The sequence below is a fragment of the Streptococcus acidominimus genome, assembly GCF_001921825.1.
In the GTDB taxonomy this organism is placed as follows: Bacteria; Bacillota; Bacilli; order Lactobacillales; family Streptococcaceae; genus Streptococcus; species Streptococcus acidominimus.
This window is the reverse complement of record NZ_MSJL01000032.1, coordinates 1-26,962: the sequence shown is the minus strand read 5'-3', so window position 1 is coordinate 26,962 and position 26,962 is coordinate 1. Positions and strand designations below refer to the sequence as shown.

Here is a 26,962-nt window from a genome sequence, read left to right as displayed (position 1 = left end):
CAGAATAGTTAAGTGACGATAGCCTAGGAGATACACCTGTACCCATGCCGAACACAGCAGTTAAGCCCTAGAACGCCGGAAGTAGTTGGGGGTTGCCCCCTGTGAGATAGGGTAGTTGCTTAGCTAGCGAGGAGTTTTCAAGCTCCTCATTCGTTGGGAGTTTAGCTCAGCTGGGAGAGCATCTGCCTTACAAGCAGAGGGTCAGCGGTTCGATCCCGTTAACTCCCATATAGGTCCCGTAGTGTAGCGGTTATCACGTCGCCCTGTCACGGCGAAGATCGCGGGTTCGATTCCCGTCGGGACCGTTCAGAAGATATGGATATACTTTTGAAGTAGGAAAGCAGAAAGACTCGTTAGCTCAGTTGGTAGAGCATTTGACTTTTAATCAAAGGGTCGCTGGTTCGAGCCCAGCACGGGTCATTGCGGGTTTGGCGGAATTGGCAGACGCACCAGATTTAGGATCTGGCGCTTTCGGGCGTGGGGGTTCAAGTCCCTTAACCCGCATAAGAGTAGAAATAATAGGCCGGCTTAGCTCAGTTGGTAGAGCATCTGATTTGTAATCAGAGGGTCGCGTGTTCAAGTCATGTAGCCGGCATAGAGGGATAAATGCGAACGTAGTTCAGTGGTAGAACACCACCTTGCCAAGGTGGGGGTCGCGGGTTCGAATCCCGTCGTTCGCTTGAAGAGGCCGGGGTGGCGGAACTGGCAGACGCACAGGACTTAAAATCCTGCGATGGCAACATCGTACCGGTTCGATTCCGGTCCTCGGCATGAATAGGCACCCTTAGCTCAACTGGATAGAGTACCTGACTACGAATCAGGCGGTTAGAGGTTCGACTCCTCTAGGGTGCATGGCTCGCTTAATGGAGACATTAGGGGAGATTTATTTTTAGTGGGAGCGGGAAGTAGCTCAGCTTGGTGGAGGTCAAAGCAAAGCTTTGAGGTTGGAGATAGAGACTTACGGAGTAAGTCGTCCTTACAAGTACTCTACAAGTGGGATACGCCCTCTTATATCTACGGGAAGTAGCTCAGCTTGGTAGAGTACTTGGTTTGGGACCAAGGTGTCGCAGGTTCGAATCCTGTCTTCCCGATTTCTATTTTGGCGGTGTAGCTCAGCTGGCTAGAGCGTCCGGTTCATACCCGGGAGGTCGGGGGTTCGATCCCCTTCGCCGCTATTACTTGTGCTGGACCTTTAGCTCAGCTGGTTAGAGCTCTCGGCTCATAACCGAGCGGTCGTAGGTTCAAGTCCTACAAGGTCCATACTATGGAGGATTACCCAAGTCCGGCTGAAGGGAACGGTCTTGAAAACCGTCAGGCGTGTAAAAGCGTGCGTGGGTTCGAATCCCACATCCTCCTTAGCATAGTAATAACGCGGGATGGAGCAGCTAGGTAGCTCGTCGGGCTCATAACCCGAAGGTCGTAGGTTCAAATCCTGCTCCCGCAATTGATTGTGGATACGGCTCGGTAGCTCAGTTGGTAGAGCAATGGATTGAAGCTCCATGTGTCGGCGGTTCGATTCCGTCTCGCGCCATTTACGAGGGAATAAAATGCGGGTGTAGTTTAGTGGTAAAACTACAGCCTTCCAAGCTGTTGTCGCGAGTTCGATTCTCGTCACCCGCTTTTGGATAGTATCCAAACACCAAACATATGGTTTGGGCGCGTAGCTCAGATGGTTAGAGCGCACGCCTGATAAGCGTGAGGTCGGTGGTTCGATTCCACTCGTGCCCATTTTATAAATGGAGAATTACTCAAGAGGCTGAAGAGGACGGTTTGCTAAATCGTTAGGTCGGGTAACTGGCGCAAGGGTTCGAATCCCTTATTCTCCGTCATTTAACGAGATTATCAGATGATATTCTCGTTTTATTGTATAGTCTTTTATTTTACTTTTCGTACTGAGTAAGGGTTTAGGTAGTTGTCTAGTTGATAATTATTTTAAGTTCAATTATAAGATACGAGAGCTTTAAGTAACTCTAGACAATCTAATTCTACTGTGATGTAATCTGGTTTTGCTTGGCTATTTGACTACGCTTTATCAGCGAGTTGTAGTCCGGGTTCAATCACAAAAGATAAACGTAATGACTATATAAACATTTGCTTGGGTTGTATGAGGTTAGGTAAGAAATGAATAAAGTTGCTAAGTTGATTGTTGTAAGTTCAGTGTTATTGGTATTGTCATTCTCCTTATTGTTCTTGTCGGTCAATAAACGTTTGAATATTCCCTTTGTCTCAAATGGTATTCATACTTCTTTATCCTATGTGAACCAATTCCTTTCCAAGCCCATTCGTTTTTTTTCAGAGCAACGGGATGTGATTGCGGAATTGATAGAGACCTATGATGAGAATAAGGAGCTAAAAGCATCTTTAAGATCATTAGAAGGTCAAGTTGCAGAGTTGGATACGGTCAAAAAAGAAAATGATAGTTTAAGAGAAACTCTAGGGATGACGGATCGCTATGCGGATAAGCATTTTCTTGTAGGATTGGTATCTGTTCGGACACCAGTTGCTTGGAATACGCAGTTGACAATCAATTTGGGTAAAAAAGATGGTTTGACCGAGGAGATGCTAGTCGTATCAAACGGTGGTTTGGTAGGGATTATTGAGAATATCTATGATGAGGTCACAGATGTCAAGTTGCTGTCTAATTCGGACAAGGTGACCAAAATTCCTGTAAAGATTACGGCAGGAACTACCAATATTTATGGTATTTTAACAGGGTATGATACGGATACCAATAGTTTTATCATCAGTCAGTTGAATAGTGTTGATGCGATCGAGGTCGGTAGTAATGTCGTAACAAGTGATCTGGCTGGAGCTACGCCGTCCAACATTCAAATCGGAAAAGTGAGGTCTGTGAAGACGAGTAGTAGTGATTTAAGTCGCGAGTTATATGTCGAACCTACTGCGAGTTTTACCAATATTTATTCAGTCTTGGTCGTAGGAGATGGGAAATGAAAAATCATGTGAAGTATCTAATTCCACTCATATTACTTCTCGCCTTTGTGATAGATGGACAGTCCTCTACCTTATTTACCAATTTGGCACCGGGTATCATTCATATCACAAGTCACTTTCTAGTGATTATAGGCTTATTTTCCGTTCTCTATATTCCCACTTTTTACAATGTCATCATGTTTACGCTAGTCGGTTTCTTGTATGATATTTACTATTTGAATATTCTAGGGATTTTTGTGACCTTGTTCCCGTTAGTTGTATATCTGATTGATTATTTCTATCAGAGTTTAAAGTTTAAGCGAGTGACCAATCATATTATCCTCTTAGTTGTGGTCTTTGTGGTTGAGTTTGGGGCTTTCTTATTTGCGCGTTTATTTGAATTATCCAATTTATCGATGTTTATCTTCGTGATCTATAATTTGGTGCCAACCTTGATTTTCAATTCTCTTTTATTATTGATGTTACAGCCAGCATTAGAAAAAGTCTTTGGTATCACAAATAAGACATAAAAATGTAACAATCGCGTAATATATTTACGCGATTTTTTTGATAGAATGATATAGTCAGAAAGAATAGAGGAGTTTAACGAACCTATGAAGAAAAAAATCTTAGCAAGCCTGCTAGTAAGCACTATTGCTTTAACAACTGCTGGAAATGTATTGGCAGTCAAGGCAGACGATACAGATAGTAAGATTGCGGCTAAAGATGATAAAATAAAAGAAATTGCCAATCAACAAGCTAGTGCACAGGCACAGGTTGATGAAATCCAAGCGAAAGTTGACTCTATTGTTGCCGAACAGGCGAGCTTGACAGCTGAAAATGAGCAATTGCAAGCTGAATCTCAAGCCCTTAGTGCAGAAATTGAGAAATTAGCTGGTGATATTGTTTCACGTGACGAAGCCTTGAAAAAGCAAGCTCGTAGTGCGCAGACGGATGGTTCAGCAACTAGCTATATCAATACTATTTTAGATTCTAAATCAATTGTGGACGCAGTGTCTCGTGTGAATGCGATGCGTGAAATTGTTGCAGCCAACAATCGGATGCTTGAGCAACAAAAAGCAGATAAAGAAGCAATCGCAGACAAACAAAAATCTAACCAAGAAGCAATCAACGTGGTTGAAGCGAATTGGAAAAAATTAGATGATGCTTCACAGGAGCTAAACACTCAAAAAGCAGCTTTGAAAGTAGCACAATTGACTCTTGCGGCTGAAAAAGCAACAGCAGAAGATGAGAAGCAAGCCTTGATTGAAGAAAAAGCGGCAGCACAAGCAGCAGCGCAAGCAGCGGCAGCAGCACAAGCAGCTTATCAAGCACAACAAGCAGCAGTAGCTCAGCAACAACAACAACCAGTTGTAACGAACTTGGTGGCAAGTACACCTGCTCCTCAACCAAGCGCAACAGTTTCAGCGGTTTCAACAGGAAGTGCGGTAGCAGCAACACCAGTTCGCCAACCGATTAGCTATGATGCTAATAATACTTATCCGGTTGGTCAATGTACTTGGGGTGTCAAACAAGTAGCTCCTTGGGTTGGAAACTACTGGGGTAATGCAAATCAATGGTTGTATTCAGCGTCTGCAGCAGGATTCCGTACAGGTTCTACTCCACAAGTTGGAGCAGTTGCAGTATGGACGTCAGGATCTTACGGTCACGTAGCAGTTGTTACAGAAGTGAATGGTTCACAAATTCGAGTTCTTGAGTCAAACTACGCAGGTAACCAATATATCGCAGATTTCCGTGGTTTGTTTAATCCAGCAGCTGACGGTGTCGCAGGTTACATTTATCCATAATACGATCTATCACAAACTTTGGAGCAATCCAAAGTTTTTTCCTTGTTTGCTGGATTTGATTTTTGTTTGAAAATTGTTTTAAAAAGGGTTAAAATAGTAAGATAGAAATAAATAGGAGGCTGTCATGGCGTTTTCTGACATAATGTTGTTTGCCCTTAGCTCGAATCGAAAGTTAGCGGCTAAGGTTGCAGAGAAAATGGGGATTTCTTTAGGGAAATCGACCGTTCGTCAATTTTCAGATGGTGAAATTCAGGTGAATATTGAAGAGTCTATTCGCGGGAGACATGTATATATTCTTCAATCAACTAGTTCTCCAGTGAATGATAATTTAATGGAGATTTTGATTATGGTAGATGCCTTGAAACGAGCATCTGCAGAGTCAGTAAATGTCGTTATTCCTTACTATGGTTATGCACGTCAGGATCGTAAGGCACGTGCACGGGAGCCGATTACCTCTAAATTGGTTGCCAATATGTTAGAAATTGCAGGTGTGGATCGATTGTTGACCATTGATTTACACGCAGCACAGATTCAAGGTTTCTTTGATATCCCGGTGGATCACTTGATGGGTGCCCCTTTGATTGCTGATTACTTTGAGCGTCGTGGCATGGTTGGAGATGGATATGTGGTGGTGTCTCCTGACCACGGTGGTGTGACACGTGCGCGTAAGTTAGCGCAGTTCTTAAAGACACCGATTGCCATTATTGACAAGCGTCGTAGTGTCGATAAGATGAATACATCAGAAGTCATGAATATTATCGGAAATATCGAAGGTAAGACCTGTATCTTAATTGATGATATGATTGATACAGCAGGAACGATTTGCCATGCAGCTGATGCCTTGGCAGAAGCTGGAGCAGTAGAAGTGTATGCTTCATGTACCCACCCTGTTTTGTCTGGTCCTGCTATGGGGAATATTCAAAATTCTGCGATTAAGAAATTGGTTGTATTGGATACAATTGAAATTCCTGAGGAGCGTTTGATTGATAAGATTGAACAGATTTCGACAGCTGATTTATTGGCTGAGGCAATCATTCGGATTCACGAAAAGCGTCCATTGTCACCTTTGTTTGAAACAGATAAAGAATAGGCTGAAGCGAAGTTTCAGCCTATTCTTTATGTTGTAAACTTTTTCTCAACTGAAAATAGTGGTATAATGTGATTGAGTAACGCTGTTCATCAATAGGAATTGTACTCTTTGAAGATCAAGGGGAAAAAGAGACACAGCTGTTTCAGTTTTAGCACTACCTATCTAGCGTCCTTTGGGGAACAGGCTGAAAACCTCCACTGGAGTTTTTCACGCATTACATTTTCTATGTTGTCGTAGCCGTTGCGGACTATGTCCACTTACGGATACGGTATGAACGGCTAGGATATCTAAAGGGGTAAGGCTAGGAGTTTTTATAGAGTATTAAGAGCCTAGTGTATGAGTGGATAGAGAGGTGAGAAATGGAACTATATCATCGTTTTAATCGGAATTTGAATCGGATTGAAGTGTCAATGATTCGGCAGTTTGATCAAGCCATTTCAGATATTCCTGGTATTTTAAAATTAACCTTGGGAGAGCCGGATTTTACAACGCCGGATCATGTGAAGGAAGCGGCGAAAGCTGCCATTGATGCCGATCAGAGCCATTATACGGGTATGGCGGGGTTACTGGAATTGCGGCAGGCAGCAGCAGAATTTGTTGCGGAAAAATACAACTTGTCTTATAATCCCATGAATGAAATCCTGGTTACAATCGGAGCAACAGAAGCCTTATCTGCTAGTTTGGTGGCGATTTTGGAGCAGGGAGACACTGTCTTGTTGCCAGCCCCTGCTTATCCGGGGTATGAGCCGATTGTCAATATGGTGGGGGCAGATATTGTCGAGATTGACACAACGACAAATGCTTTTGTGTTGACAGCAGAGATGTTGGAACAAGCGATTGTTGAGCAGGGGGACAAACTCAAGGCGGTAATCTTGAATTATCCTGCAAATCCGACAGGAGTAACCTATTCTCGAGAGCAGATTCAAGCCTTTGCAGAGGTTCTGAAGAAATATCCTATTTTTGTCTTGTCAGATGAGGTTTATGCGGAATTAACCTATACAGGAGAGCCCCATGTATCGATTGCGGAGTACCTGCCAGATCAGACGATTGTCATTCAAGGCTTGTCTAAATCGCATGCCATGACAGGTTGGCGGATTGGTATGATTATGTCGTGTGCAGAGATTATTAGTCAGGTGATTAAAAGTCATCAATATTTAGTGACAGCAGCAGCTACGGCTATGCAGTATGGTGCCTTGGAAGCCTTGGAAGGTGGGAAGGATGATGCTCTGCCAATGCGGCAAGAATACGTCAAGCGCAGGGATTATCTGATTGAGAAGATGACGGAGCTTGGCTTTACAATCATTAAGCCAGATGGGGCATTTTATATCTTTGCCAAGATTCCAGATGGCTACCATCAAGATTCCTTTACTTTCTTGCAGGAATTTGCCCGTAAAAAAGCGGTTGCCTTTATCCCTGGTGCTGCCTTTGGTCAGTATGGAGAGGGCTATATTCGGATTTCTTATGCAGCTAGTATGGAGACGATAGAGCAGGCAATGATACGATTGAAAGAATTTATGGCAGACTATGGAACGGATTGAAACAAGCGGAATCGTTCTTTATAATCGAGACTTTCGTGAAGAGGATAAATTGGTTAAAATCTTTACTGAACAGGCTGGAAAACGAATGTTTTTCGTGAAATATGCTGCTAAATCGAAACTGACTGCTGCAATTCAGCCCTTGACCTATGCAGATTTTATTGTCAAAATCAGTGAAGATGGCTTGAGTTATATAGAGGATTTCCATCAGGTTCAAGCCTTTCGCCACCTCAATCAGGATATTTTCTGCTTGAGTTATGCGACTTATATATTAGCTTTAGCGGATGCTTGTGTACAGGATAAAATTCATGATGCAGCTCTGTTTGCTTTCTTGGTGAAAACCTTGGAGCTAATGGATTCGGGCTTGGATTATGAGATTTTGACTAATATTTTTGAGATACAATTACTGGGACGGTTCGGGGTGTCCTTGAATGTGCATGAATGTGTCTTTTGCCACCGGGTGGGTATACCCTTTGATTATTCTTATCGCTATTCAGGGGTGCTATGCCCACAACACTATCATGAAGATGAGAGGCGCTTGCATCTGGATCCTAATGTGCTCTATCTGATTGACCAATTTCAGGCGATTTCTTTTGGTGAATTGGAGCGGATTTCGGTCAAGGATGGGATGAAGCGTAAATTGCGGCTTTTTATTGATCAGCTCTATGATGAGTATGTCGGCATCCATCTAAAATCAAAGAAATTTATTGACGATCTGTCTTCTTGGGGGCAGTTAATGAAACAAACAGAAAATGAGGAATCAAAATGAAACGTATTGCTGTTGATGCAATGGGGGGAGACCATGCTCCACAAGCTATTGTAGAAGGTGTCAATCAGGCATTGGCTGCTTTTTCTGATATTGAGATCCAGTTGTATGGAGATGAGGCAAAGATCAAACCTCTTTTGACCAGTATGGATCGGGTATCGATTATTCATACGGAAGAGAAGATCGAGTCAAATGATGAGCCAGTCAAGGCGATTCGACGCAAGAAACATTCTTCTATGGTGCTTGCGACCAAGGCTGTTAAGACAGGGGAGGCTGATGCAGTCTTATCTGCTGGAAATACAGGAGCCCTTCTTGCTGCCGGTGTCTTTGTTGTCGGGCGCTTGAAGCAGATCGATCGTCCGGGTTTGTTATCAACCTTGCCAACGATGGATGGAACAGGCTTTGACATGATGGACTTGGGGGCTAATGCGGAAAATACAGCTCATCATTTGCATCAATATGCAATTTTGGGATCCTTTTATGCCCAGTATGTTCGCGGGATTACCCGTCCACGTGTAGCCTTGTTGAACAATGGGACAGAAGAATCAAAAGGAACGCCTATTCATAAGGAAGCCTATGAATTGCTCTTAGCAGATGAATCGATTCATTTTATTGGGAATATCGAGGCGCGTGAACTGTTAAATGGGGTTGCAGATGTAGTAGTGACGGATGGTTTCACGGGAAACGCGGTGCTAAAGACCATTGAGGGAACGGCAAAAAGTATCCTCAGCCAGCTCAATTCGGCTATCAAAAATGGTGGCTTATTGGCAAAAATAGGTGGCTTGCTCTTGAAACCGACCTTGAAGTCGGCTCTTGGAGCCCTCGACTACAAAAAAGCGGGAGGGGCGGTACTTCTGGGCTTAAAAGCACCTGTCATTAAGGCGCACGGGTCGAGCGATGCAGTAGCGATCTATCATACAATTCGCCAGATTCGAACCATGCTAGGAGCGGAGATTATCCAGAAATCAGTTGAGCATTTTTCACAGGAGGAGGCAGCTCATGACTAAGGAAGAAATTTATCAGCGAATTGAGGAAATTCTTATCGAGGAAAAAGGCGATGGCTTGCTGCTTCACCCAGAGTTGGCTGTTCAGGAAGAATTGCTGGAGGATTCTGTTGAGGTCATGGAGCTGGTTTTGACCTTGGAGGATGAATTTCACATCATGATTTCCGATGAAGCGATTGAAGGATTTGAAACACTGGCAGATATTGTAGCTTATATTGAGGAGCAAACAGGAGGCTAATCAATGCTATATGGGCAAATAGTCTAGTTGACCTGAAAATTTAGAGGATATGATAGTTGCTGTTTGCTAAGGGTGGCTAAGTAGAAGCTATCTCTATCTGCGTTTTTTATACTCATCAAAAATCAATATCTAATGTTGTTACTATCCCTTGCTGAATGTTGGAACACTATATTTTTTAAACAAGCTATTGCTAAGAAAGTATATGGAGAGTGTTCAAGCAGTCGCAATCTAATTTTTATATGCTCAATAGAGTAACTAAACGTTCGTCTTTTGGTGAACGTTTTTTGGTTTGTCAGGTGAGTTTATTAGTATTTTCTTGAATAAACGAATATTATATGATAAAATATAGCGAAAAATAAAAAAAGGAAAGCAAAGGCGAACAATATTATGAAGCGGTCATTGTTATATTCGGGGAAAGCTAAGGACATTTATTTGACAGAAGATGATGAGCTGATTGTCTCCTGCTATAAGGATCAGGCGACAGCCTTCAATGGTCTGAAAAAGGAAGAAGTGATTGGCAAGGGACGACTGAATAATCAGATTTCGTCATTGATTTTTGAAAAACTAAATCAAGCAGGTATCGCAACCCATTTTGTTGAAAAACTGTCGGACACGGAGCAGTTGAACAAAAAGGTTGCGATTATTCCACTTGAAGTGGTGCTCCGTAACTATACGGCGGGTTCTTTTTCCAAACGCTTTGGTGTGGCAGAAGGTATCCAGTTGGAACAGCCGATTGTGGAATTTTACTATAAAAAAGATGAATTGGATGATCCTTTTATCAACGATGAACACGTTGCCTTTTTAGATATTGCTTCAAAAGAGGAAATTGCCTATATCAAGGAAGAAACAAGAAAGATCAATGGTTTGTTAAGTAGCTGGTTTGCAGAGATTGGCTTGACATTGATTGACTTCAAGTTGGAATTTGGTAAGGATAAGGATGGTCAGATTATCCTAGCGGATGAATTTTCACCGGATAATTGCAGGCTCTGGGATGCAGATGGGCACCACATGGACAAGGATGTCTTTCGCCGTGGTCTTGGAGAGATGACCGATGTTTATCAAATTGTATGGGAAAAATTACAGGAGTTGGACTAAGATGAACAAACGAATTTTTGTCGAGAAAAAAGCGAGTTTTCAGATTCAATCAGTGAGCTTGCTACGGGAACTGCAGGAGCGCTTAGGAGTTACGAGTTTGACGAGCCTGCGTTTGGTACAGGTCTATGATGTCTTTGGTTTGGATGAGGCATTATTGGAGGTAGCTGAGGAGCGGATTTTTTCAGAAAAGGTGACCGATAGACTTCTCACCGATAGCGAGGTGGCAGCTAGTCTTGCAAGTAGTCGCTTCTTTGCGATCGAGGCTTTGCCAGGCCAATTTGACCAGCGCGCAGCCAGCAGTCAGGAGGCACTTTTCCTCTTAGGAGCGGGCAGTAATGTGACAGTAAAATCTGCTCAACTCTATCTCTTAAATGCGGATGTGAGTGATACTGATTTTGCAGAGATTCAGTCTTATTTGCTCAATCCTGTGGATTCGCGTTTCAAGGATGTGACGGCGGGCTTGGAAGCACCTGTCTTTTCGAGTTCTGATGCGCTTATTCCTGTACTTGATTTTTTCAAGGATTACACCGAAGCGGATTTTGCCCAGTATAAAAAAGACCAAGGACTTGCTATGGAAGTGGCGGATTTGCTCTTTATTCAAGACTATTTTGCCTCCATTGGTCGCTGTCCGACAGAGACAGAGTTGAAAGTCTTGGATACCTATTGGTCAGACCATTGTCGCCACACGACCTTTGAGACAGAGCTGCGTCAAATTGATTTTTCAGAATCCCGCTTTCAAGAGCAGCTGCAGGCGACTTATGAGAAGTATCTTGAGATGAGAAGGGACTTGGGGCGTGCGGATAAGCCACAGACTCTCATGGATATGGCAACGATTTTTGGCCGCTATGAGCGGGCTAATGGACGTTTGGATGATCTTGAAGTATCTGATGAAATCAATGCTTGCTCGGTAGAAATCGAAGTGGATGTGAACGGTGTCAAAGAGCCGTGGCTGCTGATGTTTAAAAATGAAACCCATAATCATCCAACAGAAATTGAGCCTTTTGGTGGGGCAGCAACCTGTATCGGAGGTGCTATTCGTGACCCACTTTCAGGTCGTTCCTATGTCTATCAGGCTATGCGGATTTCGGGAGCAGGCGACATTACCCAGCCCCTGTCTGCGACTCGCCCAGGAAAACTACCACAACAGGTTATCTCGAAAACGGCTGCACATGGCTATTCTTCCTATGGAAATCAAATTGGACTTGCGACGACCTATGTGCGGGAGTACTTCCACCCAGGATTTGTGGCAAAACGTATGGAGTTAGGTGCCGTTGTAGGAGCTGCTCCAAAGGAAAATGTAATCCGTGAAAAGCCAATTGCAGGAGATGTCATCATTCTTCTTGGTGGGAAGACGGGTCGTGATGGTGTAGGCGGAGCGACAGGTTCTTCCAAGGTTCAGACAGCCACATCTGTTGAAACAGCTGGAGCTGAAGTCCAAAAAGGAAATGCGATTGAGGAACGGAAAATTCAACGGCTCTTTCGAGATAAAGCGGTCACCCGCTTAATTAAGAAGTCCAATGATTTTGGGGCAGGAGGCGTATGCGTTGCCATTGGTGAATTGGCAGACGGTCTTGAAATCGACTTGGATAAGGTGCCACTCAAGTACCAAGGTTTGAATGGGACAGAGATTGCCATTTCAGAAAGTCAAGAACGGATGGCAGTCGTCATTTCTCCAGAAGATGTGGAGACTTTTATTACTCTAGCAGCTAAGGAGAATATCTTAGCAGTTCCAGTGGCACAAGTGACTGAAACTCCAAATCTTGTCATGACTTGGAAAGGACAGAAGATTGTTGATATTGAGCGTTCTTTCCTTGATACCAACGGCGTGCGTGTAGTGGTAGACGCGACAGTGACAGATAGTCAGCAAGCCTTGCCAGAACAACGAAAGACTTCACTAGAAACTCTGAAAGAGGACATGAAGGCTCTCTTATCAGACTTGAATCATGCTAGCCAAAAGGGCTTGCAGACGATTTTTGATAGTTCGGTAGGGCGTTCAACGGTTAATCATCCGCTGGGTGGGCGTTATCAACTCACACCGACCGAAAGTTCGGTTCAGAAGTTGCCAGTAGAGCATGGGGTGACAGAAACGGTTTCTGTCATGGCTCAAGGCTACAATCCTTTGATTGCAGCATGGTCTCCTTACCATGGGGCAGCCTATGCGGTGATTGAGGCAACGAGCCGCTTGGTGGCAACAGGCAGTAACTGGGAAAAGGCTCGCTTCTCCTATCAGGAATACTTTGAACGGATGGATAAAGAAGCTAGCCGTTTTGGAAAACCTGTTGCAGCATTACTTGGGTCTATTGAGGCTCAAATTCAGCTGGGGCTTCCGTCAATTGGAGGAAAGGACTCCATGTCTGGAACCTTTGAGGAGTTGACAGTTCCTCCGACCTTGGTGGCTTTTGGGGTAACGACGTCAACAGTAGACCGCATCTTATCACCAGAATTTAAGGCAGCTGGTGAATACCTCTACTATATTCCAGGAGCAGCGATTTCTGCCGACATTGATTTTACGACAATCAAGGAAAATTTCAATCGCTTTACAGAAATTCAAAGAAAGCACAGGATTACAGCGGCTGCCGCAGTCAAGTATGGTGGCGTGGCAGAAGCACTTGCACTGATGACATTTGGGAACTGTATCGGGGCAAATCTAGTACTTGACCAACTAGAGACCAGCTTACAAGGTCAACTAGGAGGATTTGTCTTTACCAGCCCAGACGAGATCGAGGGACTGGTAGCTATCGGGCAGACAAGCAGTGAAGCAAGCCTTGTTATCAATGGCGTGACTTTACCTGTTGCAGAGTTGTTAGCAGAGTTTGAGGGAAGACTTGAGGGAATTTATCCGACTGTTTTTGAACAGGATAGTCGGATGGCAGAAGTTGTACCAGTTGTGACAGACTTTGTCCAAAAGAGCAAGGAAGCAGTCGCTCAACCGTTGGTCTATATTCCTGTCTTTCCGGGTACTAATTCCGAGTATGATTCAGCCAAGGCCTTTGAACAAGCGGGTGCGAAAGTGAAACTTGAGCCATTTGTAACCCTAGATGAAGCAAGTCTGGCACAATCTGTTGCCAATATGGTTGCCTCTCTTAGCCAAGCTCAGATTCTCTTTTTTGCAGGTGGATTTTCAGCGGCAGATGAGCCGGATGGCTCTGCTAAATTTATCGTCAATATCCTGCTCAATGAGAAAATCAAGGCGGCGATTGATGCCTTTATCGAGCGTGGGGGTCTCATTATCGGTATCTGTAATGGATTCCAAGCCCTTGTCAAATCAGGTCTCCTACCTTATGGTAACTTTGAAGAAGCAGGTGAAACGAGTCCTACCCTCTTTTACAATGATGCCAACCAGCACGTGGCAAAAATGGTAGAAACTAGAATTGCCAATACCAATTCACCGTGGCTTGCTGGGGTGGAAGTTGGTGATATTCATGCTATTCCAGTATCGCATGGGGAAGGAAAATTTGTCGTGACAGAAGCAGAATTTGCGGAACTTCGTGATAATGGGCAGATTTTCAGCCAGTATGTGGATTTTGAGGGGCAAGCAAGTATGGATAGCCGCCATAATCCAAACGGATCCTTGTATGCGATTGAGGGGATTACGAGCAAAAATGGGCAAATCCTTGGGAAAATGGGGCATTCTGAACGCTATGAAGCAGGACTGTTTCAAAATATTCCAGGAGAAAAAGATCAGAAGTTGTTTGAAAGTGCCGTGCGGTATTTTACACAAGATTAAGAGGAACACATGAAATACGAAATAAAATCTCTCAATGAAGAATGCGGTTTGTTTGGCATCTGGGGGCATCCTCAGGCCAGTCAAGTGACTTATTTTGGACTGCATAGTTTGCAGCATCGTGGGCAAGAAGGGGCTGGGATTTTGGCTAATGAAGCTGGAAATCTCCGCCGCCACCGTGGTTTAGGCTTGGTTTCAGAAGTCTTTAAACGGCAAGAAGATTTGGAACAGTTACAAGGTCATGCGGCAATTGGACATGTCCGTTATGCCACAGCAGGTGGAGCTTCTATCAACAATGTTCAGCCCTTCTTATTTGACTTCTTTGATATGCAGTTGGGTCTTGCCCACAACGGGAACTTGACCAATACCCAAAGTTTAAAGAGGGAATTGGAAGCACAGGGGGCAATTTTTTCTAGCTCCTCAGATACAGAAATTTTGATGCACCTCATTCGTCGCAGTAAAAAAGAGTTCCTGCTCGATAAGATCAAGGAGGCTCTCAATCAGGTTAAGGGTGGTTTTGCCTATCTGATTATGGCAGAGGATAAGCTGATTGCCGCGCTTGATCCTAATGGATTTCGTCCCTTGTCAATCGGGCGGATGAAAAATGGTGCTTGGGTGGTATCAAGTGAGACCTGTGCCTTTGAAGTGGTCGGCGCCGAGTGGGTCGAAGATGTAAAACCGGGAGAGCTAGTCATCATTGATGATCAGGGGATCCAGCATGACAGCTATACAGATGATACTCAACTAGCGATTTGCTCTATGGAATATGTCTATTTTGCACGTCCTGATAGCGTGATTAACGGGATTAACGTCCATGCAGCACGAAAAAAAATGGGTCGTCGCTTGGCACAGGAAGCCAAGATCGAAGCGGATATTGTGGTTGGTGTGCCAAATTCTTCCTTGTCTGCAGCCAGTGGCTACGCGGAAGAATCAGGTCTGCCTTATGAAATGGGCTTGATTAAAAATCAATATACCCAGCGTACCTTTATTCAGCCAACACAGGAATTGCGTGAGCAAGGGGTTCGGATGAAATTGTCTGCTGTCTCTAGCATTGTTAAAGGAAAGCGTGTAGTCATGGTTGATGACTCGATTGTGCGAGGGACAACGAGCCGACGCATTGTTCAATTGTTGCGGGATGCAGGTGCGGCAGAAGTCCATGTGGCGATTGCCAGTCCTCCCTTGAAATATCCTTGCTTTTTCGGAATTGATATTCAACAAAGGAGCGAATTGATTGCGGCTAACCATAGCAATGAGGAGATTTGCGAGATTATCGGAGCAGATAGCTTGAGCTTCTTGTCTTTGGAGGGCTTGATTGAGGGAGTTGGTATGGAGACGGATGCCCCAAATGGTGGATTGTGTGTCGCCTATTTTGACGGGGATTACCCGACACCTCTCTACGATTATGAGGAACGCTATTTGGAAAGCCTGGCAGAAAAAACGAGTTTTTACTAATCTACTTGCTTTATTTTTGTAAATATGTTTATGCTAAAAAAATAAGTAACTAGATGATGGTATTTAAAGGAGAATAGAATGTCAAAAAATACATACGCAGCTTCAGGTGTTGATGTAGAGGCCGGCTATGAGGTTGTAGAGCGTATCAAAAAGCATGTCAAAAAGACGGAACGTCTGGGTGTTATGGGAGCTCTTGGCGGTTTTGGAGGGATGTTTGATCTGACCCAACTCTCGGTCAAGGAACCGGTCTTGATTTCTGGGACAGACGGGGTTGGAACCAAACTGATGCTAGCGATTCAGTACGATAAGCACGATACCATTGGACAGGACTGTGTCGCTATGTGTGTCAATGATATTGTCGCAGCAGGAGCTGAACCTCTCTATTTCCTTGACTATATTGCAACGGGGAAGAATATCCCTGAAAAGTTAGAGCAGGTTGTCAAAGGGGTAGCAGATGGGTGTCTTGCAGCAGGCGCTGCCCTTATCGGAGGAGAGACAGCTGAAATGCCCGGCATGTACGGCGAAGATGACTATGATTTAGCAGGGTTTGCGGTCGGTATCGCAGAGAAGTCCCAGATTATCGATGGGTCAAAGGTTGTCAAAGGCGATGTTCTTCTAGGTCTTGCCTCAAGTGGTATTCATTCGAATGGCTACTCTCTTGTTCGCCGTGTCTTTGCAGACTATACAGGGGATGAGATCCTGCCTGAACTAGAAGGGAAGCCCCTCAAGGAAGTCTTGTTGGAACCAACCCGTATCTACGTTAAGGCCTTGCTTCCTCTCATTAAGGAAAACTTGGTTCACGGGATTGCCCACATCACAGGTGGTGGCTTTATTGAAAATATCCCCCGGATGTTTGGGCCAGCATTAGCTGCTGAGATTGATGAAAGTCAGGTACCAGTTTTGCCGATTTTCAAGGCTCTGGAGAAATATGGTGAGATTCCGCATGCTGAAATGTTTGAAATTTTCAATATGGGGCTTGGCATGGTTCTTGCAGTAGCAGCAGAAGATGTGGCGCGTGTGAAAGAATTATTGGACGAAGAAGTCTATGAAATCGGTCGAATTGTGGAAAAAGCTGACGCTAGTGTGGTGATCCGCTAATGGTATCTTGCTACATTGTAGCTCAAAAAATGGAAGAAAGGAATGTTTAGTTAGAGTGCCTAACTAAACGCGGGACTTATTTTCTAGAGTAAAATAGTTAGTAGACGTTTTGAGCCAAGGAGTTTAGGATGACGGTTGGATTGAAAGGGATTGTTTCTTCTTGATTTCATGCCCTCGGTTAAAATCCAAGTTCTACAAAAAAACACATTCAAACAAGGTCAGCGTTGCTTGAGGCTGGGCTCAAGTCTAGCCTCGCTTCTCATGGTTCGTGTCAACATCTCAGCGCAGTGGTTGATTGGCAGATTTGTTCGTGTCTCTCACTCTAAATCTGACCTAATCAACTGTGCGGGGGTGGGAAGACGAACTCTTTTTCGACCAGTCGAGTTCTTTCCCACTCCCTGTGCTGGCTCCTTGTTTGCATTTAGGATTACTGCTAGGAATGGTTCGCAAGTCGAACAGTCCCTTTGTATCAATATGAAAATCGCAGTTTTTGCCTCAGGAAATGGCTCTAATTTTCAAGTGATTGCCGAGCAATTTCCTGTTGAGTTTGTCTTTTCAGACCATCGAGACGCCTATGTACTGGAGCGCGCAAAGAAGCTGGGGGTGCCAGCTTATGCTTTTGAACTCAAGGAGTTCGACGATAAGGCGCAGTATGAAAGTGCGATTGTGGAGCTTTTAGACAAGCATGCGATCGACCTCGTGGTCTTAGCAGGTTACATGAAGATTGTGGCAACCACTCTTCTTGCTCGCTATGAGGGGCGCATGATTAACATTCATCCCGCCTACTTGCCTGAATTTCCAGGAGCTCATGGGATTGAAGATGCTTGGAATGCAGGCGTTTCCCAGTCTGGTGTCACCGTTCATTGGGTGGATTCAGGCGTTGACAGCGGGCAGATTATCCGTCAGGAGCGCGTGCCGATTTTGCCAGAGGATACGCTAGAGAGCTTTGAAGAGCGGATCCATGCCATGGAATACCAGCTCTATCCAGAGGTCTTGAGGGAGTTGCTCAATGGTAGCACTTAGATTCGTCGATGAAGAAAATTTCGCACAGGTCATTGAATTGACGGTTGCGGAGAAAGATAAGCAGTTCGTAGCTTCCAATCTTCGTTCACTTGCGGATTGTTGGTTGTATCGAGAAAATGGAGATGTCTTTCCCTATGCTATTTACGCAGACGATAAGGTAGTAGGCTTTGCCTTGATTGATGTAGACGAGGAGGAATCTTGCTACATGATTTGGCGCTTTATGATTGATCAGCATCAGCAGGGGAAAGGCTATGGTAAGTCTGCTGTTTTGGCGCTTATGGAGCATGCGAAAATCTTAGGAAGTTACCAAACCATTCGAGCGGATTTTGTTAAGGGAAATCAGCGAATGGAGGGGTTATTGCTATCGCTAGGGTTTACTAAGTGTGGTCAAGATGACCGAGAAATCTTTATGAGACGAACGCTTTGAAATGATGAGTAATACTCTTTGAAGATCAACTATTTTTGAATTAGAAGAGCTTAGAAAGTTGGTTTTATCTCGAATGGTGAGGAAGTTAGTTGCGCCATCTTATCTCCAACTTTCAACGATCTCCCAGAGAGTTGAAGCTGGTCTATTTTTGATTTTCGTTGAGTATAAACATATAGGAAAAATAAGGAGAAATCATGACAAAAAAAGCCTTGATTAGTGTGTCGGATAAGACAGGCATTGTGGCATTTGCCCAAAAATTAAAAGGGTTGGGATGGGAGATTGTCTCAACTGGAGGAACCAAGACAGCTCTTGATGCAGCTGGTCTGGAGACCATTGCGATTGATGATGTCACAGGATTTCCAGAGATGATGGATGGGAGGGTCAAGACACTTCATCCGAAGATTCATGGTGGTCTCTTAGCGAGACGAGATCTTGATACCCACCTAGAAGCTGCAAAGGGACATGGCATTGACCTGATTGACTTGGTGGTGGTGAATCTTTATCCGTTCAAAGAAACGATTGAAAAGCCAGATGTTACCTATGCTGATGCAGTAGAAAATATCGACATTGGTGGACCATCCATGCTTCGTTCTGCGGCTAAAAATCATGCTAGTGTGACTGTTCTTGTGGATCCAGCGGATTATCAACTTGTATTGGAAGAGTTAGAAACTGCAGGTGAGACAAGCCTTGATACACGCAAGCGTCTAGCAGCTAAGGTCTTTCGCCATACTGCAGCTTATGACGCCTTGATTGCAGACTACTTTACCAATCAAGTGGGGGAAGAAAAGCCAGAGAAATTGACCCTGACCTATGAACTCAAGCAGCCTATGCGCTATGGAGAAAACCCGCAACAGGATGCCGATTTCTACCAGACTGCCCTCCCGCTAGCTTACTCTATCGCAGCCAGCAAGCAGCTAAATGGAAAAGAATTGTCCTTTAACAATATTCGAGATGCTGATGCAGCGATTCGCATTATTCGAGATTTTCCAGACCGTCCAACAGTGGTGGCACTCAAGCACATGAATCCATGCGGTATTGGACAAGCAGATGATATTGAAACGGCTTGGGACTATGCCTATGCGTCAGACCCCGTGTCTATTTTTGGTGGAATTGTTGTGCTCAACCGTGAGGTAGATGCAGCGACAGCTGAAAAGATGCACCCGATTTTCCTAGAAATCATTATTGCACCAAGCTATACTCCAGAAGCCTTGGAGATTTTGACCAATAAAAAGAAAAATCTCCGAATTTTGGCGCTTGATTTTAGTCAACAAACCGAAAGTACGACTGAAAAAGAAGTGACAGGTGTGCTAGGTGGTCTGCTGGTTCAAAATCAGGATGTGGTGGTAGAAGATCCAAGCGATTGGGAAATCGTGACCGAACGCAAGCCAAGCACTGAGGAGCAGACGGCTCTTGAATTTGCTTGGAAATCTATAAAATATGTCAAATCAAATGGTATTATCATTACAAATGATCACATGGTATTAGGTGTTGGACCGGGGCAGACCAACCGTGTAGCCTCCGTAAAGATTGCTGTTGAGCAGGCAAAAGACCGCCTAGATGGCGCTGTTCTTGCTAGTGATGCCTTCTTCCCATTTGCGGATAATATCGAAGAAATCGCAGCCGCAGGTATCAAGGCCATCATCCAGCCCGGTGGCTCTGTCCGCGACCAAGAATCCATCGAGGCAGCCGATAAACACGGCTTAACCATGATCTTTACCGGCGTGCGACATTTTAGGCATTGATTTTGTGAAGAATAGGATGTAATAAAATCTTTATCTTTTATATAGTCATTTAGTTTATCTTTTATTACTTCGTTAACTCGTCTTGTATAATTGAACTTGAGCTACAACTCACTGACAAAAAGATAAATACTCCTAGAAGCCAAAGCTTCTTCGTCGTATTTCCTATTTTGTCTAGGAGTTGCTTCCACAGTCTAGGAATAGACTGTGGAAGGTTGGAGATAAAACGAGTGAAACTCGTGTCAAACGCTCTCGTATCTTGAGTAATTGAACACGCCCTAAACTCTGTGCGAAAAAGATAAATCTTCCTAGAGTCTGATGACTCTGCGTCAGATTTCCTATTTTCGCTTTGAGTTTTTAACGGGCTTTGTATCTTAAGTTGTACTATTGAGAAAAGTTACACTTTTCTTATCTATCATTTGAAATAGTTATCAACTAGACAACTACCTGCGACTTTTGACGAAAACTTCGTTTTCTTTATTTCCCGCCTCCAACAGTCTCTCCCCAGACTGTTTGAGCTAGTACTAAAAGTAAACTAAACAACTATATCATGATTTTATTGAGTATCAGATTCCCACTATATCTTTTAGAATCCCGAGCTTCGTTCAGGCTGTGCTTGGGATTTTTGTGTTTTGTTTGTTTACAGTATTTTGGTTTCTGTTTCCTACTAGGCAAGGAATTGATACTCTTTAAAAATTAAAAGATATTTGTCAAGAGCCTTGATGTAATGGAGTTTGCATAGAGTTTAGGCTGTGTTCAATTATAAAAGCTAAAGGAAATGGCTATATCGTTCGGAAATGGAATAAAAAAGGGGGTATTTTATAGAAAGGATAGATAAAAACGAATGTTTTTGGTACAATATCTTTATAAAATACGTTTTTAGAGGTATAGAGATGAAGCTGTTAGTTGTTGGATCAGGTGGTCGTGAACATGCGATTGCAAAGAAGTTATTAGAATCAAAAAGCGTTGAAAAAGTCTTTGTTGCTCCTGGGAATAGCGGGATGTTGGCAGATGGGCTTGAGTTGGTCAATATCAATATTTCCGAACATTCTAGCTTGATTGCCTTTGCGCAGAAAGAAGAGATTGCTTGGACCTTTGTGGGACCAGATGATGCTCTGGCGGCAGGTCTGGTTGATGATTTTGAAGCAGCAGGTTTGCTGGCCTTTGGCCCTAGAAAAAATGCAGCAGAGCTAGAATGGTCCAAGGATTTTGCCAAATCCATCATGACCAAATACGGCGTACCAACAGCAGGTTATGAAACTTTTTCTGATTTTGAAGCTGCAAAAGCCTATATTGAAGCCAAAGGAGCCCCAATCGTGGTCAAGGCGGATGGCTTGGCACTCGGAAAAGGTGTCGTGGTTGCTGAAACGGTGGAAGAAGCCGTGGCTGCAGCTCATGACATGCTTCTTGACAATAAATTTGGTGATAGTGGCGCGCGCGTGGTAATCGAAGAATTTTTGACGGGTGAAGAATTTTCTTTATTTGCCTTTGTAAATGGAGAAGACTTTTACCTCATGCCGACAGCGCAGGATCACAAGCGGGCTTTTGATAATGATAAGGGTCCAAATACGGGTGGTATGGGTGCCTATGCTCCTGTCCCTCATTTGCCAGCTAGTGCAGTGGCGCGGTCGGTGGCAGAGATTATAAGACCTATCTTGAAAGGAATGGTCGCAGAAGGTCGTCCCTATCTTGGGGTGCTCTATGCAGGCTTAATTTTGACAGCAGACGGTCCTAAGGTGATTGAGTTCAATGCTCGCTTTGGAGACCCGGAGACCCAGATCATTTTACCTCGTCTGACATCTGACTTTGCAGCAGGGATCACAGATTTACTAGCAGGAAAGGTTCCGACCTTTACTTGGCTAGAAAGGGGGGTGACCTTGGGGGTTGTGGTCGCAAGTGAGGGTTATCCTTTAAACTATGAAAAAGGGGTACGATTGCCAGCCAAGACTAGCGGAGAAATTGAGACCTACTATGCTGGTGCGGCTTTGAATGCTAAGCAGGAACTGGTCTCAAATGGTGGTCGTGTCTATATGCTCGTCACCACGCAGGAGACCGTTTCACAGGCACAAAAGGTGATTTATCAGCAGTTGGAACAGCAGAATACGACAGGTATGTTTTATCGGACAGATATTGGAAATAAGGCGAATAAATAAGGAGAGATTATGACACAGACACTTGTATCGCTCATTATGGGCTCTATTTCGGACTGGGAAACCATGAAAAAAGCAGCGCAGATTTTGGATGACTTTGGTGTTGGCTATGAAAAGAAGGTGGTCTCTGCCCACCGGACGCCCGACTTGATGTTTGAACATGCAGCAAAAGCTCGTGAACGGGGCATCAAGGTCATTATCGCAGGTGCAGGTGGTGCAGCCCACCTGCCAGGGATGGTGGCTGCTAAAACAACCTTACCGGTCATTGGGGTGCCTGTAAAATCGCGCGCTCTTTCTGGGATCGATTCGCTTTACTCTATTGTGCAGATGCCGGGTGGTGTACCTGTGATGACTATGGCGATTGGGGAGAGCGGAGCGACCAATGCAGGTTTATCTGCTGTGCGGATTCTGTCGCTTGAAAACCCAGATTTGAATAAGAAATTGCTAGAGTTTGCAGAAAAACAAGGGAAAATTGCAGAGGAGTCCAGTCATGACCTTATCTAAGACAATTGGGATTATCGGTGGCGGTCAGCTAGGTCAGATGATGGCCATTTCAGCCATTTATCGTGGACACAAGGTCATCACCCTCGATCCAGCAGCGGACTGTCCAGCATCTCGAGTAAGTGAAGTCATTGTGGCAGATTATACGGATGTGGACGCCCTAGCGAGCTTGGCTGCACGTTGTGATATATTGACCTATGAGTTTGAAAATGTGAATGCGGATAGCCTTGAAGCAGTAGCGGACAAGGCACTGTTACCCCAAGGAACGGCTCTCTTGCGGATTGCCCAAAATCGGATTGCTGAAAAAGCCTTTTTGACCAAAGCAGGGGTCGGTCTAGCTCCCTATCGAATTGTGAGTTCAAGTCTCGATTTGGCAGACTATGATTTTTCGACGACGCGAGTGCTAAAAACTGCTACGGGTGGTTATGATGGTCACGGTCAGGTGGTTATTCGTGATGTGGAAAGTCTGGCACAAGCAAAGGTTTTGGCGGATCAGACGGATTGTGTCTTGGAAGATTTTGTACCCTTTGATTTGGAAATTTCCGTCTTGGTTTCAGGAAATGGTCGAGAGCTGACCGTCTTTCCTGTTCAAGAAAATATTCACCGCAATAATATTCTTTCTAAAACGATTGTTCCTGCTCGTATTTCAGAGCACTTGGCTGAAAAAGCTGTTCAAATGGCGAAAAAAATTGCCACAGACTTGCAACTTTTTGGTACACTATGTATAGAGATGTTTGTTGCTGGGGAGGAAATTCTCGTCAATGAACTTGCGCCTCGCCCTCATAATTCGGGGCATTACAGCATAGAAGCCTGCAACTTTTCCCAGTTTGATACCCATATTTTGGGCATCTTAGGCGAACCCTTGCCGGACATTCAACTCTATGCACCAGCTGTCATGTTCAATGTTTTAGGGCAGGATATGGAACAGGCGCAAGCCTATGTCGCAGAAAACCCTAGTGCCCACCTGCACCTCTATGGCAAAGCAGAAGCCAAGCACAACCGCAAGATGGGACATGTGACGGTTGTGGGTGAGAAGGTGAATTTGATTAAAGAATTTTTAGGCTAGTTCAGCCTAAGGAGGATTTGTATGATGCAGATTCCATGGATTGTGTTACTGTTTCCATTATTGATTTGGAGTGCAGTGATTGCCACAATTGTCTATCTTTTTCGTTGCTTACATCGCATCATTCGATTACTAGAAGAGATAAAAGAGCAGCACAAGAAAGACTAAGATAGGAAGTTCAGATGATTCAGATTATTGTTCAGACTTTCATTGAAAGGGAAAAAGTTGGTGTAGTTGAGGCGTGCTTTGCTTATTCGGATAAAATAGGTTATTTAAGAGAAACTGGTAACATTGAACCATCAGTTTCTAAATGATTACTTGGCTGTATATGATGTCCTCTTTGACATAGATGTAACGACACTGTCTCACTATCCATCCGTTGCGATAGGAAAAGAGGAGTTTGGGATGACCCAGATGAATACGGTCGTAATGTATCATATGGTGCTTGGGGGGTTATAGAGCCTCCTAGAGAAATATATGATAATTTGGAAAAATGTTTGTCAATTTATAGAAAATTGATAAACGAAAAAATAGATTCTGCTTACGAAGATTAGCAGGTGAAAACAAAGAAATTAAATTTGTTGAAATATGACAAAAACTATATTGTAAAAGGAGAAACAATGCTAACACGTTATTCCCGCCCGGAGATGGCGGCCATTTGGAGTGAGGAAAATAAATACAAGGCTTGGCTTGAGGTGGAAATCTTGGCGGATGAGGCCTGGGCTGAGTTGGGGGAAATCCCCAAGGAAGATGTGGCTAAGATCCGCGAGCGTGCGGGATTTGATATTGACCGCATTTTGGAAATTGAGCAGGAGACCCGTCACGATGTGGTGGCATTTACCCGTGCGGTATCTGAAACCCTCGGTGAGGAGCGCAAGTGGGTGCACTATGGCTTGACCTCGACTGACGTGGTGGATACGGCTTACGGCTATCTTTACAAGCAGGCTAACGATATTATCCGTCGCGACCTTGAAAATTTCACGCAGATTGTGGCAGATAAGGCGCGTGAGCACAAGCATACCATCATGATGGGGCGTACTCACGGGGTGCATGCGGAGCCAACGACCTTCGGTCTGAAATTAGCTACTTGGTACAGCGAAATGAAGCGCAATATCGAGCGTTTTGAGCGTGCTGCTGAAGGTGTAGAAGCAGGGAAAATCTCTGGTGCGGTTGGAAATTTTGCCAATATCCCGCCATTTGTGGAAAGCTATGTCTGTGAAAAGCTGGGTATTCGTCCGCAGGAAATTTCGACACAGGTTCTTCCTCGTGACCTCCACGCAGAATACTTTGCTGCGCTTGCGACTATTGCGACTTCTATCGAGCGGATGGCGACAGAAATCCGTGGTCTGCAAAAATCAGAACAGCGCGAAGTAGAAGAGTTCTTTGCCAAGGGGCAAAAGGGTAGTTCAGCTATGCCCCACAAACGCAATCCAATCGGTTCTGAAAATATGACCGGCCTTGCGCGTGTGATCCGTGGACACATGGTAACTGCATTTGAAAACGTAGCCCTCTGGCATGAACGGGATATTTCGCATTCGTCTGCAGAGCGGATTATTACACCAGATACGACCATTTTGATTGACTACATGCTCAATCGCTTTGGAAATATCGTGAAAAACTTAACGGTATTCCCAGAAAATATGAAACGAAATATGGAGTCAACATTCGGTTTGATTTACAGCCAGCGTGTGATGTTGTCCTTGATTGAAAAAGGGATGACGCGTGAGGAGGCCTACGATTTGGTGCAGCCAAAAACCGCTTACGCTTGGGATAATCAGACGGCATTTAAACCCCTGCTGGAAGCAGATGAGAAGGTGACAGAGCGCCTCAGCCAAGCAGAGATTGATGAACTCTTTGACCCGTCCTACTATGCCAAACGGGTGGATGATATTTTTGAGCGTATAGGATTATAGAAAATGAAAAGGAGGCTTGTTCCTCCTTTTATGATATAATAAAACTATGAACAGAATACTTGATACAGAACAACTAGGGGATGAGGAGTATGTAGAGCGTACCCTGCGTCCGCAGAGATTAAAGGAATATATCGGTCAGGATAAGGTCAAGGACCAGCTGAAAATCTTTATCGAAGCTGCTAAGATGCGGAACGAGGCTCTGGATCATGCCTTGCTCTTTGGTCCGCCGGGTTTGGGGAAGACGACCATGGCCTTTGTTATTGCCAATGAACTTGGGGTCAATATTAAGCAGACCAGTGGACCGGTGATTGAGAAGGCTGGAGATTTGGTGGCCTTGCTCAATGATTTGGAACCGGGAGATGTCCTTTTTATCGACGAAATTCATCGCTTGCCTATGGCAGTAGAGGAAATTCTTTATAGTGCCATGGAAGATTTTTACATTGACATTATGATTGGGACAGGAGAAGCCAGCAGGGCAGTACATCTGGACTTGCCACCCTTTACCTTGATTGGTGCGACAACGCGTGCGGGTATGCTGTCTAATCCCTTACGTGCCCGTTTTGGGATTACAGGGCACATGGAATATTATGCCCTGCCTGATTTGACAGAAATCGTTGAGCGGACGGCAGACATTTTTGAAATGGAAATCACCCACGAAGCGGCTATCGAACTAGCGCGACGTTCGCGGGGAACGCCCCGTATTGCCAATCGTTTGTTAAAACGTGTGCGGGATTTTGCCCAAATTATGGGGAACGGTGTGATTGATGACACTATTACGGACAAGGCTCTAACCATGCTGGATGTCGACCGTGAGGGGCTTGATTATGTCGATCAGAAGATTTTGCGCACCATGATTGAGATGTACGGTGGTGGTCCTGTCGGTCTAAATACACTTTCAGTCAATATTGCAGAAGAACGTGAGACGGTTGAGGATATGTATGAACCCTATCTGATTCAGCAAGGTTTCCTTATACGGACTAGGACTGGTCGTGTTGCGACAGCCAAGGCTTATGAGCACCTAGGCTATGAATATATTGAGAGGTAGAGTTGATGAATAGAGCATTGATCTGGGATTTGGACGGAACCCTGCTTGATTCCTACCCTGCTATTTTACTGGGCTTATACTGTTTAAAAATTAAAAGCACTTGAAATCCACTCTCTATGACAAATCGATTTGACCTTTTCTTTCGTCAATGAGTGAATCGTGTCCTGAAGTCTATCCATGACCTCCCTTAAGGAATGGAAAAAGCAATTTTTAAGGGCACCTCTAAAAACTTCAAGTAGTTGTTAAGTAAGCCCTATTTGTAAGCATTAATTCCAGTAAGCTTCGCTTTCGAAGCTTACTTTTTGCTTATTTTCCTATTTTTGGGCGCACTAAGCCCATGATGGCAATCCCAGTCGTTTG

General features: G+C 44.3%; 22 protein-coding genes, 17 tRNA genes and 1 rRNA gene. All 40 read left to right on the top strand.

What is annotated here, in order from left to right:
• Positions 1-8 precede the first annotated feature (8 nt).
• The 40 genes from rrf to ruvB all read left to right on the top strand — a co-directional run bounded on the left by rrf (position 9) and on the right by ruvB (position 26,602).
• Positions 9-124: ribosomal RNA gene (gene rrf / locus BU200_RS07390) — 5S ribosomal RNA — on the top strand.
• Between the two features lie 31 nt (positions 125-155).
• Positions 156-228: transfer RNA gene (locus tag BU200_RS07385), tRNA-Val, on the top strand.
• 4 nt (positions 229-232) lie between these two features.
• Positions 233-305 (top strand) — tRNA-Asp (locus tag BU200_RS07380).
• A 42-nt stretch (positions 306-347) separates the two neighbouring features.
• A tRNA-Lys gene (locus BU200_RS07375) sits at positions 348-420 on the top strand.
• Between the two features lie 2 nt (positions 421-422).
• A tRNA-Leu gene (locus BU200_RS07370) sits at positions 423-504 on the top strand.
• A gap of 18 nt (positions 505-522) precedes the next feature.
• Positions 523-595, top strand: a tRNA-Thr gene (locus BU200_RS07365).
• A 13-nt stretch (positions 596-608) separates the two neighbouring features.
• A tRNA-Gly gene (locus tag BU200_RS07360) sits at positions 609-680 on the top strand.
• Between the two features lie 7 nt (positions 681-687).
• Positions 688-771 (top strand) — tRNA-Leu (locus BU200_RS07355).
• Positions 772-778: 7 nt separating this feature from the next.
• Positions 779-852 (top strand) — tRNA-Arg (locus BU200_RS07350).
• A 165-nt stretch (positions 853-1,017) separates the two neighbouring features.
• Positions 1,018-1,091, top strand: a tRNA-Pro gene (locus BU200_RS07345).
• 10 nt (positions 1,092-1,101) lie between these two features.
• Positions 1,102-1,175 (top strand) — tRNA-Met (locus BU200_RS07340).
• An 11-nt stretch (positions 1,176-1,186) separates the two neighbouring features.
• Positions 1,187-1,260, top strand: a tRNA-Ile gene (locus BU200_RS07335).
• A gap of 6 nt (positions 1,261-1,266) precedes the next feature.
• Positions 1,267-1,356, top strand: a tRNA-Ser gene (locus BU200_RS07330).
• A gap of 14 nt (positions 1,357-1,370) precedes the next feature.
• Positions 1,371-1,444, top strand: a tRNA-Met gene (locus BU200_RS07325).
• Between the two features lie 14 nt (positions 1,445-1,458).
• Positions 1,459-1,531 (top strand) — tRNA-Phe (locus BU200_RS07320).
• Between the two features lie 18 nt (positions 1,532-1,549).
• Positions 1,550-1,620, top strand: a tRNA-Gly gene (locus BU200_RS07315).
• A 34-nt stretch (positions 1,621-1,654) separates the two neighbouring features.
• Positions 1,655-1,728 (top strand) — tRNA-Ile (locus tag BU200_RS07310).
• A 10-nt stretch (positions 1,729-1,738) separates the two neighbouring features.
• Positions 1,739-1,826: transfer RNA gene (locus BU200_RS07305), tRNA-Ser, on the top strand.
• 295 nt (positions 1,827-2,121) lie between these two features.
• Positions 2,122-2,952 (top strand): rod shape-determining protein MreC, encoded by an 831-nt coding sequence (mreC, locus tag BU200_RS07300; RefSeq protein WP_075099554.1) that lies wholly within the window; start codon positions 2,122-2,124, stop codon positions 2,950-2,952.
• Positions 2,949-3,461 carry a rod shape-determining protein MreD gene (mreD, locus tag BU200_RS07295; protein ID WP_075099553.1) on the top strand — a complete coding sequence of 171 codons (513 nt, stop codon included), beginning with the start codon at positions 2,949-2,951 and terminating at the stop codon, positions 3,459-3,461. The genes mreC and mreD overlap by 4 nt, the downstream gene beginning before the upstream one ends.
• 84 nt (positions 3,462-3,545) lie before the next feature.
• Positions 3,546-4,739, top strand: coding sequence for a peptidoglycan hydrolase PcsB (gene pcsB / locus BU200_RS07290; RefSeq protein WP_075099552.1), 1,194 nt, complete (start codon positions 3,546-3,548; stop codon positions 4,737-4,739).
• Positions 4,740-4,863: 124 nt separating this feature from the next.
• Entirely contained in the window at positions 4,864-5,829 is a 966-nt protein-coding gene (locus BU200_RS07285; RefSeq protein ID WP_075099551.1) for a ribose-phosphate diphosphokinase, read from the top strand.
• A 359-nt stretch (positions 5,830-6,188) separates the two neighbouring features.
• A complete protein-coding gene (locus BU200_RS07280; protein ID WP_075099550.1) occupies positions 6,189-7,367 on the top strand; it encodes a pyridoxal phosphate-dependent aminotransferase in 1,179 nt (392 codons plus the stop codon).
• Positions 7,354-8,133 (top strand): DNA repair protein RecO, encoded by a 780-nt coding sequence (gene recO / locus BU200_RS07275; protein ID WP_075099549.1) that lies wholly within the window; start codon positions 7,354-7,356, stop codon positions 8,131-8,133. The genes BU200_RS07280 and recO overlap by 14 nt, the downstream gene beginning before the upstream one ends.
• Positions 8,130-9,137 carry a phosphate acyltransferase PlsX gene (gene plsX, locus BU200_RS07270; protein WP_075099548.1) on the top strand — a complete coding sequence of 336 codons (1,008 nt, stop codon included), beginning with the start codon at positions 8,130-8,132 and terminating at the stop codon, positions 9,135-9,137. The genes recO and plsX overlap by 4 nt, the downstream gene beginning before the upstream one ends.
• Positions 9,130-9,372 (top strand): phosphopantetheine-binding protein, encoded by a 243-nt coding sequence (locus BU200_RS07265; RefSeq protein WP_075099547.1) that lies wholly within the window; start codon positions 9,130-9,132, stop codon positions 9,370-9,372. The genes plsX and BU200_RS07265 overlap by 8 nt, the downstream gene beginning before the upstream one ends.
• A gap of 387 nt (positions 9,373-9,759) precedes the next feature.
• The gene (gene purC / locus BU200_RS07260) at positions 9,760-10,467 is read left to right on the top strand and encodes a phosphoribosylaminoimidazolesuccinocarboxamide synthase (protein WP_075099546.1); all 708 of its coding nucleotides are present in this window, start codon (positions 9,760-9,762) and stop codon (positions 10,465-10,467) included.
• 1 nt (position 10,468) lies between these two features.
• Positions 10,469-14,194, top strand: a complete 3,726-nt coding sequence (locus BU200_RS07255) for a phosphoribosylformylglycinamidine synthase (protein ID WP_075099545.1) — start codon at positions 10,469-10,471, stop codon at positions 14,192-14,194.
• Positions 14,195-14,203: 9 nt separating this feature from the next.
• Positions 14,204-15,643, top strand: a complete 1,440-nt coding sequence (gene purF, locus BU200_RS10790; RefSeq protein WP_075099544.1) for an amidophosphoribosyltransferase — start codon at positions 14,204-14,206, stop codon at positions 15,641-15,643.
• Between the two features lie 78 nt (positions 15,644-15,721).
• Positions 15,722-16,741 carry a phosphoribosylformylglycinamidine cyclo-ligase gene (purM, locus tag BU200_RS07245; protein WP_075099543.1) on the top strand — a complete coding sequence of 340 codons (1,020 nt, stop codon included), beginning with the start codon at positions 15,722-15,724 and terminating at the stop codon, positions 16,739-16,741.
• A 468-nt stretch (positions 16,742-17,209) separates the two neighbouring features.
• Entirely contained in the window at positions 17,210-17,764 is a 555-nt protein-coding gene (purN, locus tag BU200_RS07240) for a phosphoribosylglycinamide formyltransferase (protein WP_172459330.1), read from the top strand.
• The gene (locus BU200_RS07235; protein WP_075099541.1) at positions 17,751-18,191 is read left to right on the top strand and encodes a GNAT family N-acetyltransferase; all 441 of its coding nucleotides are present in this window, start codon (positions 17,751-17,753) and stop codon (positions 18,189-18,191) included. Before purN ends, BU200_RS07235 begins: the two co-directional genes overlap by 14 nt.
• 194 nt (positions 18,192-18,385) lie before the next feature.
• Positions 18,386-19,933: a bifunctional phosphoribosylaminoimidazolecarboxamide formyltransferase/IMP cyclohydrolase gene (gene purH, locus BU200_RS07230; protein ID WP_075099540.1), complete on the top strand. Its 1,548-nt coding sequence runs from the start codon at positions 18,386-18,388 to the stop codon at positions 19,931-19,933.
• An 890-nt stretch (positions 19,934-20,823) separates the two neighbouring features.
• The gene (gene purD / locus BU200_RS07225; RefSeq protein WP_075099539.1) at positions 20,824-22,083 is read left to right on the top strand and encodes a phosphoribosylamine--glycine ligase; all 1,260 of its coding nucleotides are present in this window, start codon (positions 20,824-20,826) and stop codon (positions 22,081-22,083) included.
• Positions 22,084-22,092: 9 nt separating this feature from the next.
• On the top strand, positions 22,093-22,584 hold the full coding sequence (gene purE, locus BU200_RS07220) for a 5-(carboxyamino)imidazole ribonucleotide mutase (protein WP_075099538.1): 492 nt from the start codon (positions 22,093-22,095) through the stop codon (positions 22,582-22,584).
• Positions 22,571-23,647: a 5-(carboxyamino)imidazole ribonucleotide synthase gene (purK, locus tag BU200_RS07215; RefSeq protein ID WP_075099537.1), complete on the top strand. Its 1,077-nt coding sequence runs from the start codon at positions 22,571-22,573 to the stop codon at positions 23,645-23,647. The genes purE and purK overlap by 14 nt, the downstream gene beginning before the upstream one ends.
• A 21-nt stretch (positions 23,648-23,668) precedes the next feature.
• Positions 23,669-23,812 (top strand): hypothetical protein, encoded by a 144-nt coding sequence (locus BU200_RS11140; protein WP_158015124.1) that lies wholly within the window; start codon positions 23,669-23,671, stop codon positions 23,810-23,812.
• Between the two features lie 14 nt (positions 23,813-23,826).
• Positions 23,827-23,958, top strand: a complete 132-nt coding sequence (locus tag BU200_RS11725) for a hypothetical protein (protein WP_342352163.1) — start codon at positions 23,827-23,829, stop codon at positions 23,956-23,958.
• A 306-nt stretch (positions 23,959-24,264) separates the two neighbouring features.
• Entirely contained in the window at positions 24,265-25,557 is a 1,293-nt protein-coding gene (gene purB / locus BU200_RS07205) for an adenylosuccinate lyase (protein WP_075099536.1), read from the top strand.
• Positions 25,558-25,603: 46 nt separating this feature from the next.
• Positions 25,604-26,602, top strand: a complete 999-nt coding sequence (ruvB, locus tag BU200_RS07200; protein ID WP_075099535.1) for a Holliday junction branch migration DNA helicase RuvB — start codon at positions 25,604-25,606, stop codon at positions 26,600-26,602.
• Positions 26,603-26,962 lie beyond the last annotated feature (360 nt).

Excerpts from the sequence above, each read along its gene's own strand:
- mreC (WP_075099554.1), top strand. The coding sequence starts at position 2,122 with ATGAATAAAGTTGCTAAGTTGATTGTTGTAAGTTCAGTGTTATTGGTA.
- mreD (WP_075099553.1), top strand. The coding sequence starts at position 2,949 with ATGAAAAATCATGTGAAGTATCTAATTCCACTCATATTACTTCTCGCC.
- pcsB (WP_075099552.1), top strand. The coding sequence starts at position 3,546 with ATGAAGAAAAAAATCTTAGCAAGCCTGCTAGTAAGCACTATTGCTTTA.
- BU200_RS07285 (WP_075099551.1), top strand. The coding sequence starts at position 4,864 with ATGGCGTTTTCTGACATAATGTTGTTTGCCCTTAGCTCGAATCGAAAG.
- BU200_RS07280 (WP_075099550.1), top strand. The coding sequence starts at position 6,189 with ATGGAACTATATCATCGTTTTAATCGGAATTTGAATCGGATTGAAGTG.
- recO (WP_075099549.1), top strand. The coding sequence starts at position 7,354 with ATGGAACGGATTGAAACAAGCGGAATCGTTCTTTATAATCGAGACTTT.
- plsX (WP_075099548.1), top strand. The coding sequence starts at position 8,130 with ATGAAACGTATTGCTGTTGATGCAATGGGGGGAGACCATGCTCCACAA.
- BU200_RS07265 (WP_075099547.1), top strand. The coding sequence starts at position 9,130 with ATGACTAAGGAAGAAATTTATCAGCGAATTGAGGAAATTCTTATCGAG.
- purC (WP_075099546.1), top strand. The coding sequence starts at position 9,760 with ATGAAGCGGTCATTGTTATATTCGGGGAAAGCTAAGGACATTTATTTG.
- BU200_RS07255 (WP_075099545.1), top strand. The coding sequence starts at position 10,469 with ATGAACAAACGAATTTTTGTCGAGAAAAAAGCGAGTTTTCAGATTCAA.
- purF (WP_075099544.1), top strand. The coding sequence starts at position 14,204 with ATGAAATACGAAATAAAATCTCTCAATGAAGAATGCGGTTTGTTTGGC.
- purM (WP_075099543.1), top strand. The coding sequence starts at position 15,722 with ATGTCAAAAAATACATACGCAGCTTCAGGTGTTGATGTAGAGGCCGGC.
- BU200_RS07235 (WP_075099541.1), top strand. The coding sequence starts at position 17,751 with ATGGTAGCACTTAGATTCGTCGATGAAGAAAATTTCGCACAGGTCATT.
- purH (WP_075099540.1), top strand. The coding sequence starts at position 18,386 with ATGACAAAAAAAGCCTTGATTAGTGTGTCGGATAAGACAGGCATTGTG.
- purD (WP_075099539.1), top strand. The coding sequence starts at position 20,824 with ATGAAGCTGTTAGTTGTTGGATCAGGTGGTCGTGAACATGCGATTGCA.
- purE (WP_075099538.1), top strand. The coding sequence starts at position 22,093 with ATGACACAGACACTTGTATCGCTCATTATGGGCTCTATTTCGGACTGG.
- purK (WP_075099537.1), top strand. The coding sequence starts at position 22,571 with ATGACCTTATCTAAGACAATTGGGATTATCGGTGGCGGTCAGCTAGGT.
- BU200_RS11140 (WP_158015124.1), top strand. The coding sequence starts at position 23,669 with ATGATGCAGATTCCATGGATTGTGTTACTGTTTCCATTATTGATTTGG.
- BU200_RS11725 (WP_342352163.1), top strand. The coding sequence starts at position 23,827 with ATGATTCAGATTATTGTTCAGACTTTCATTGAAAGGGAAAAAGTTGGT.
- purB (WP_075099536.1), top strand. The coding sequence starts at position 24,265 with ATGCTAACACGTTATTCCCGCCCGGAGATGGCGGCCATTTGGAGTGAG.
- ruvB (WP_075099535.1), top strand. The coding sequence starts at position 25,604 with ATGAACAGAATACTTGATACAGAACAACTAGGGGATGAGGAGTATGTA.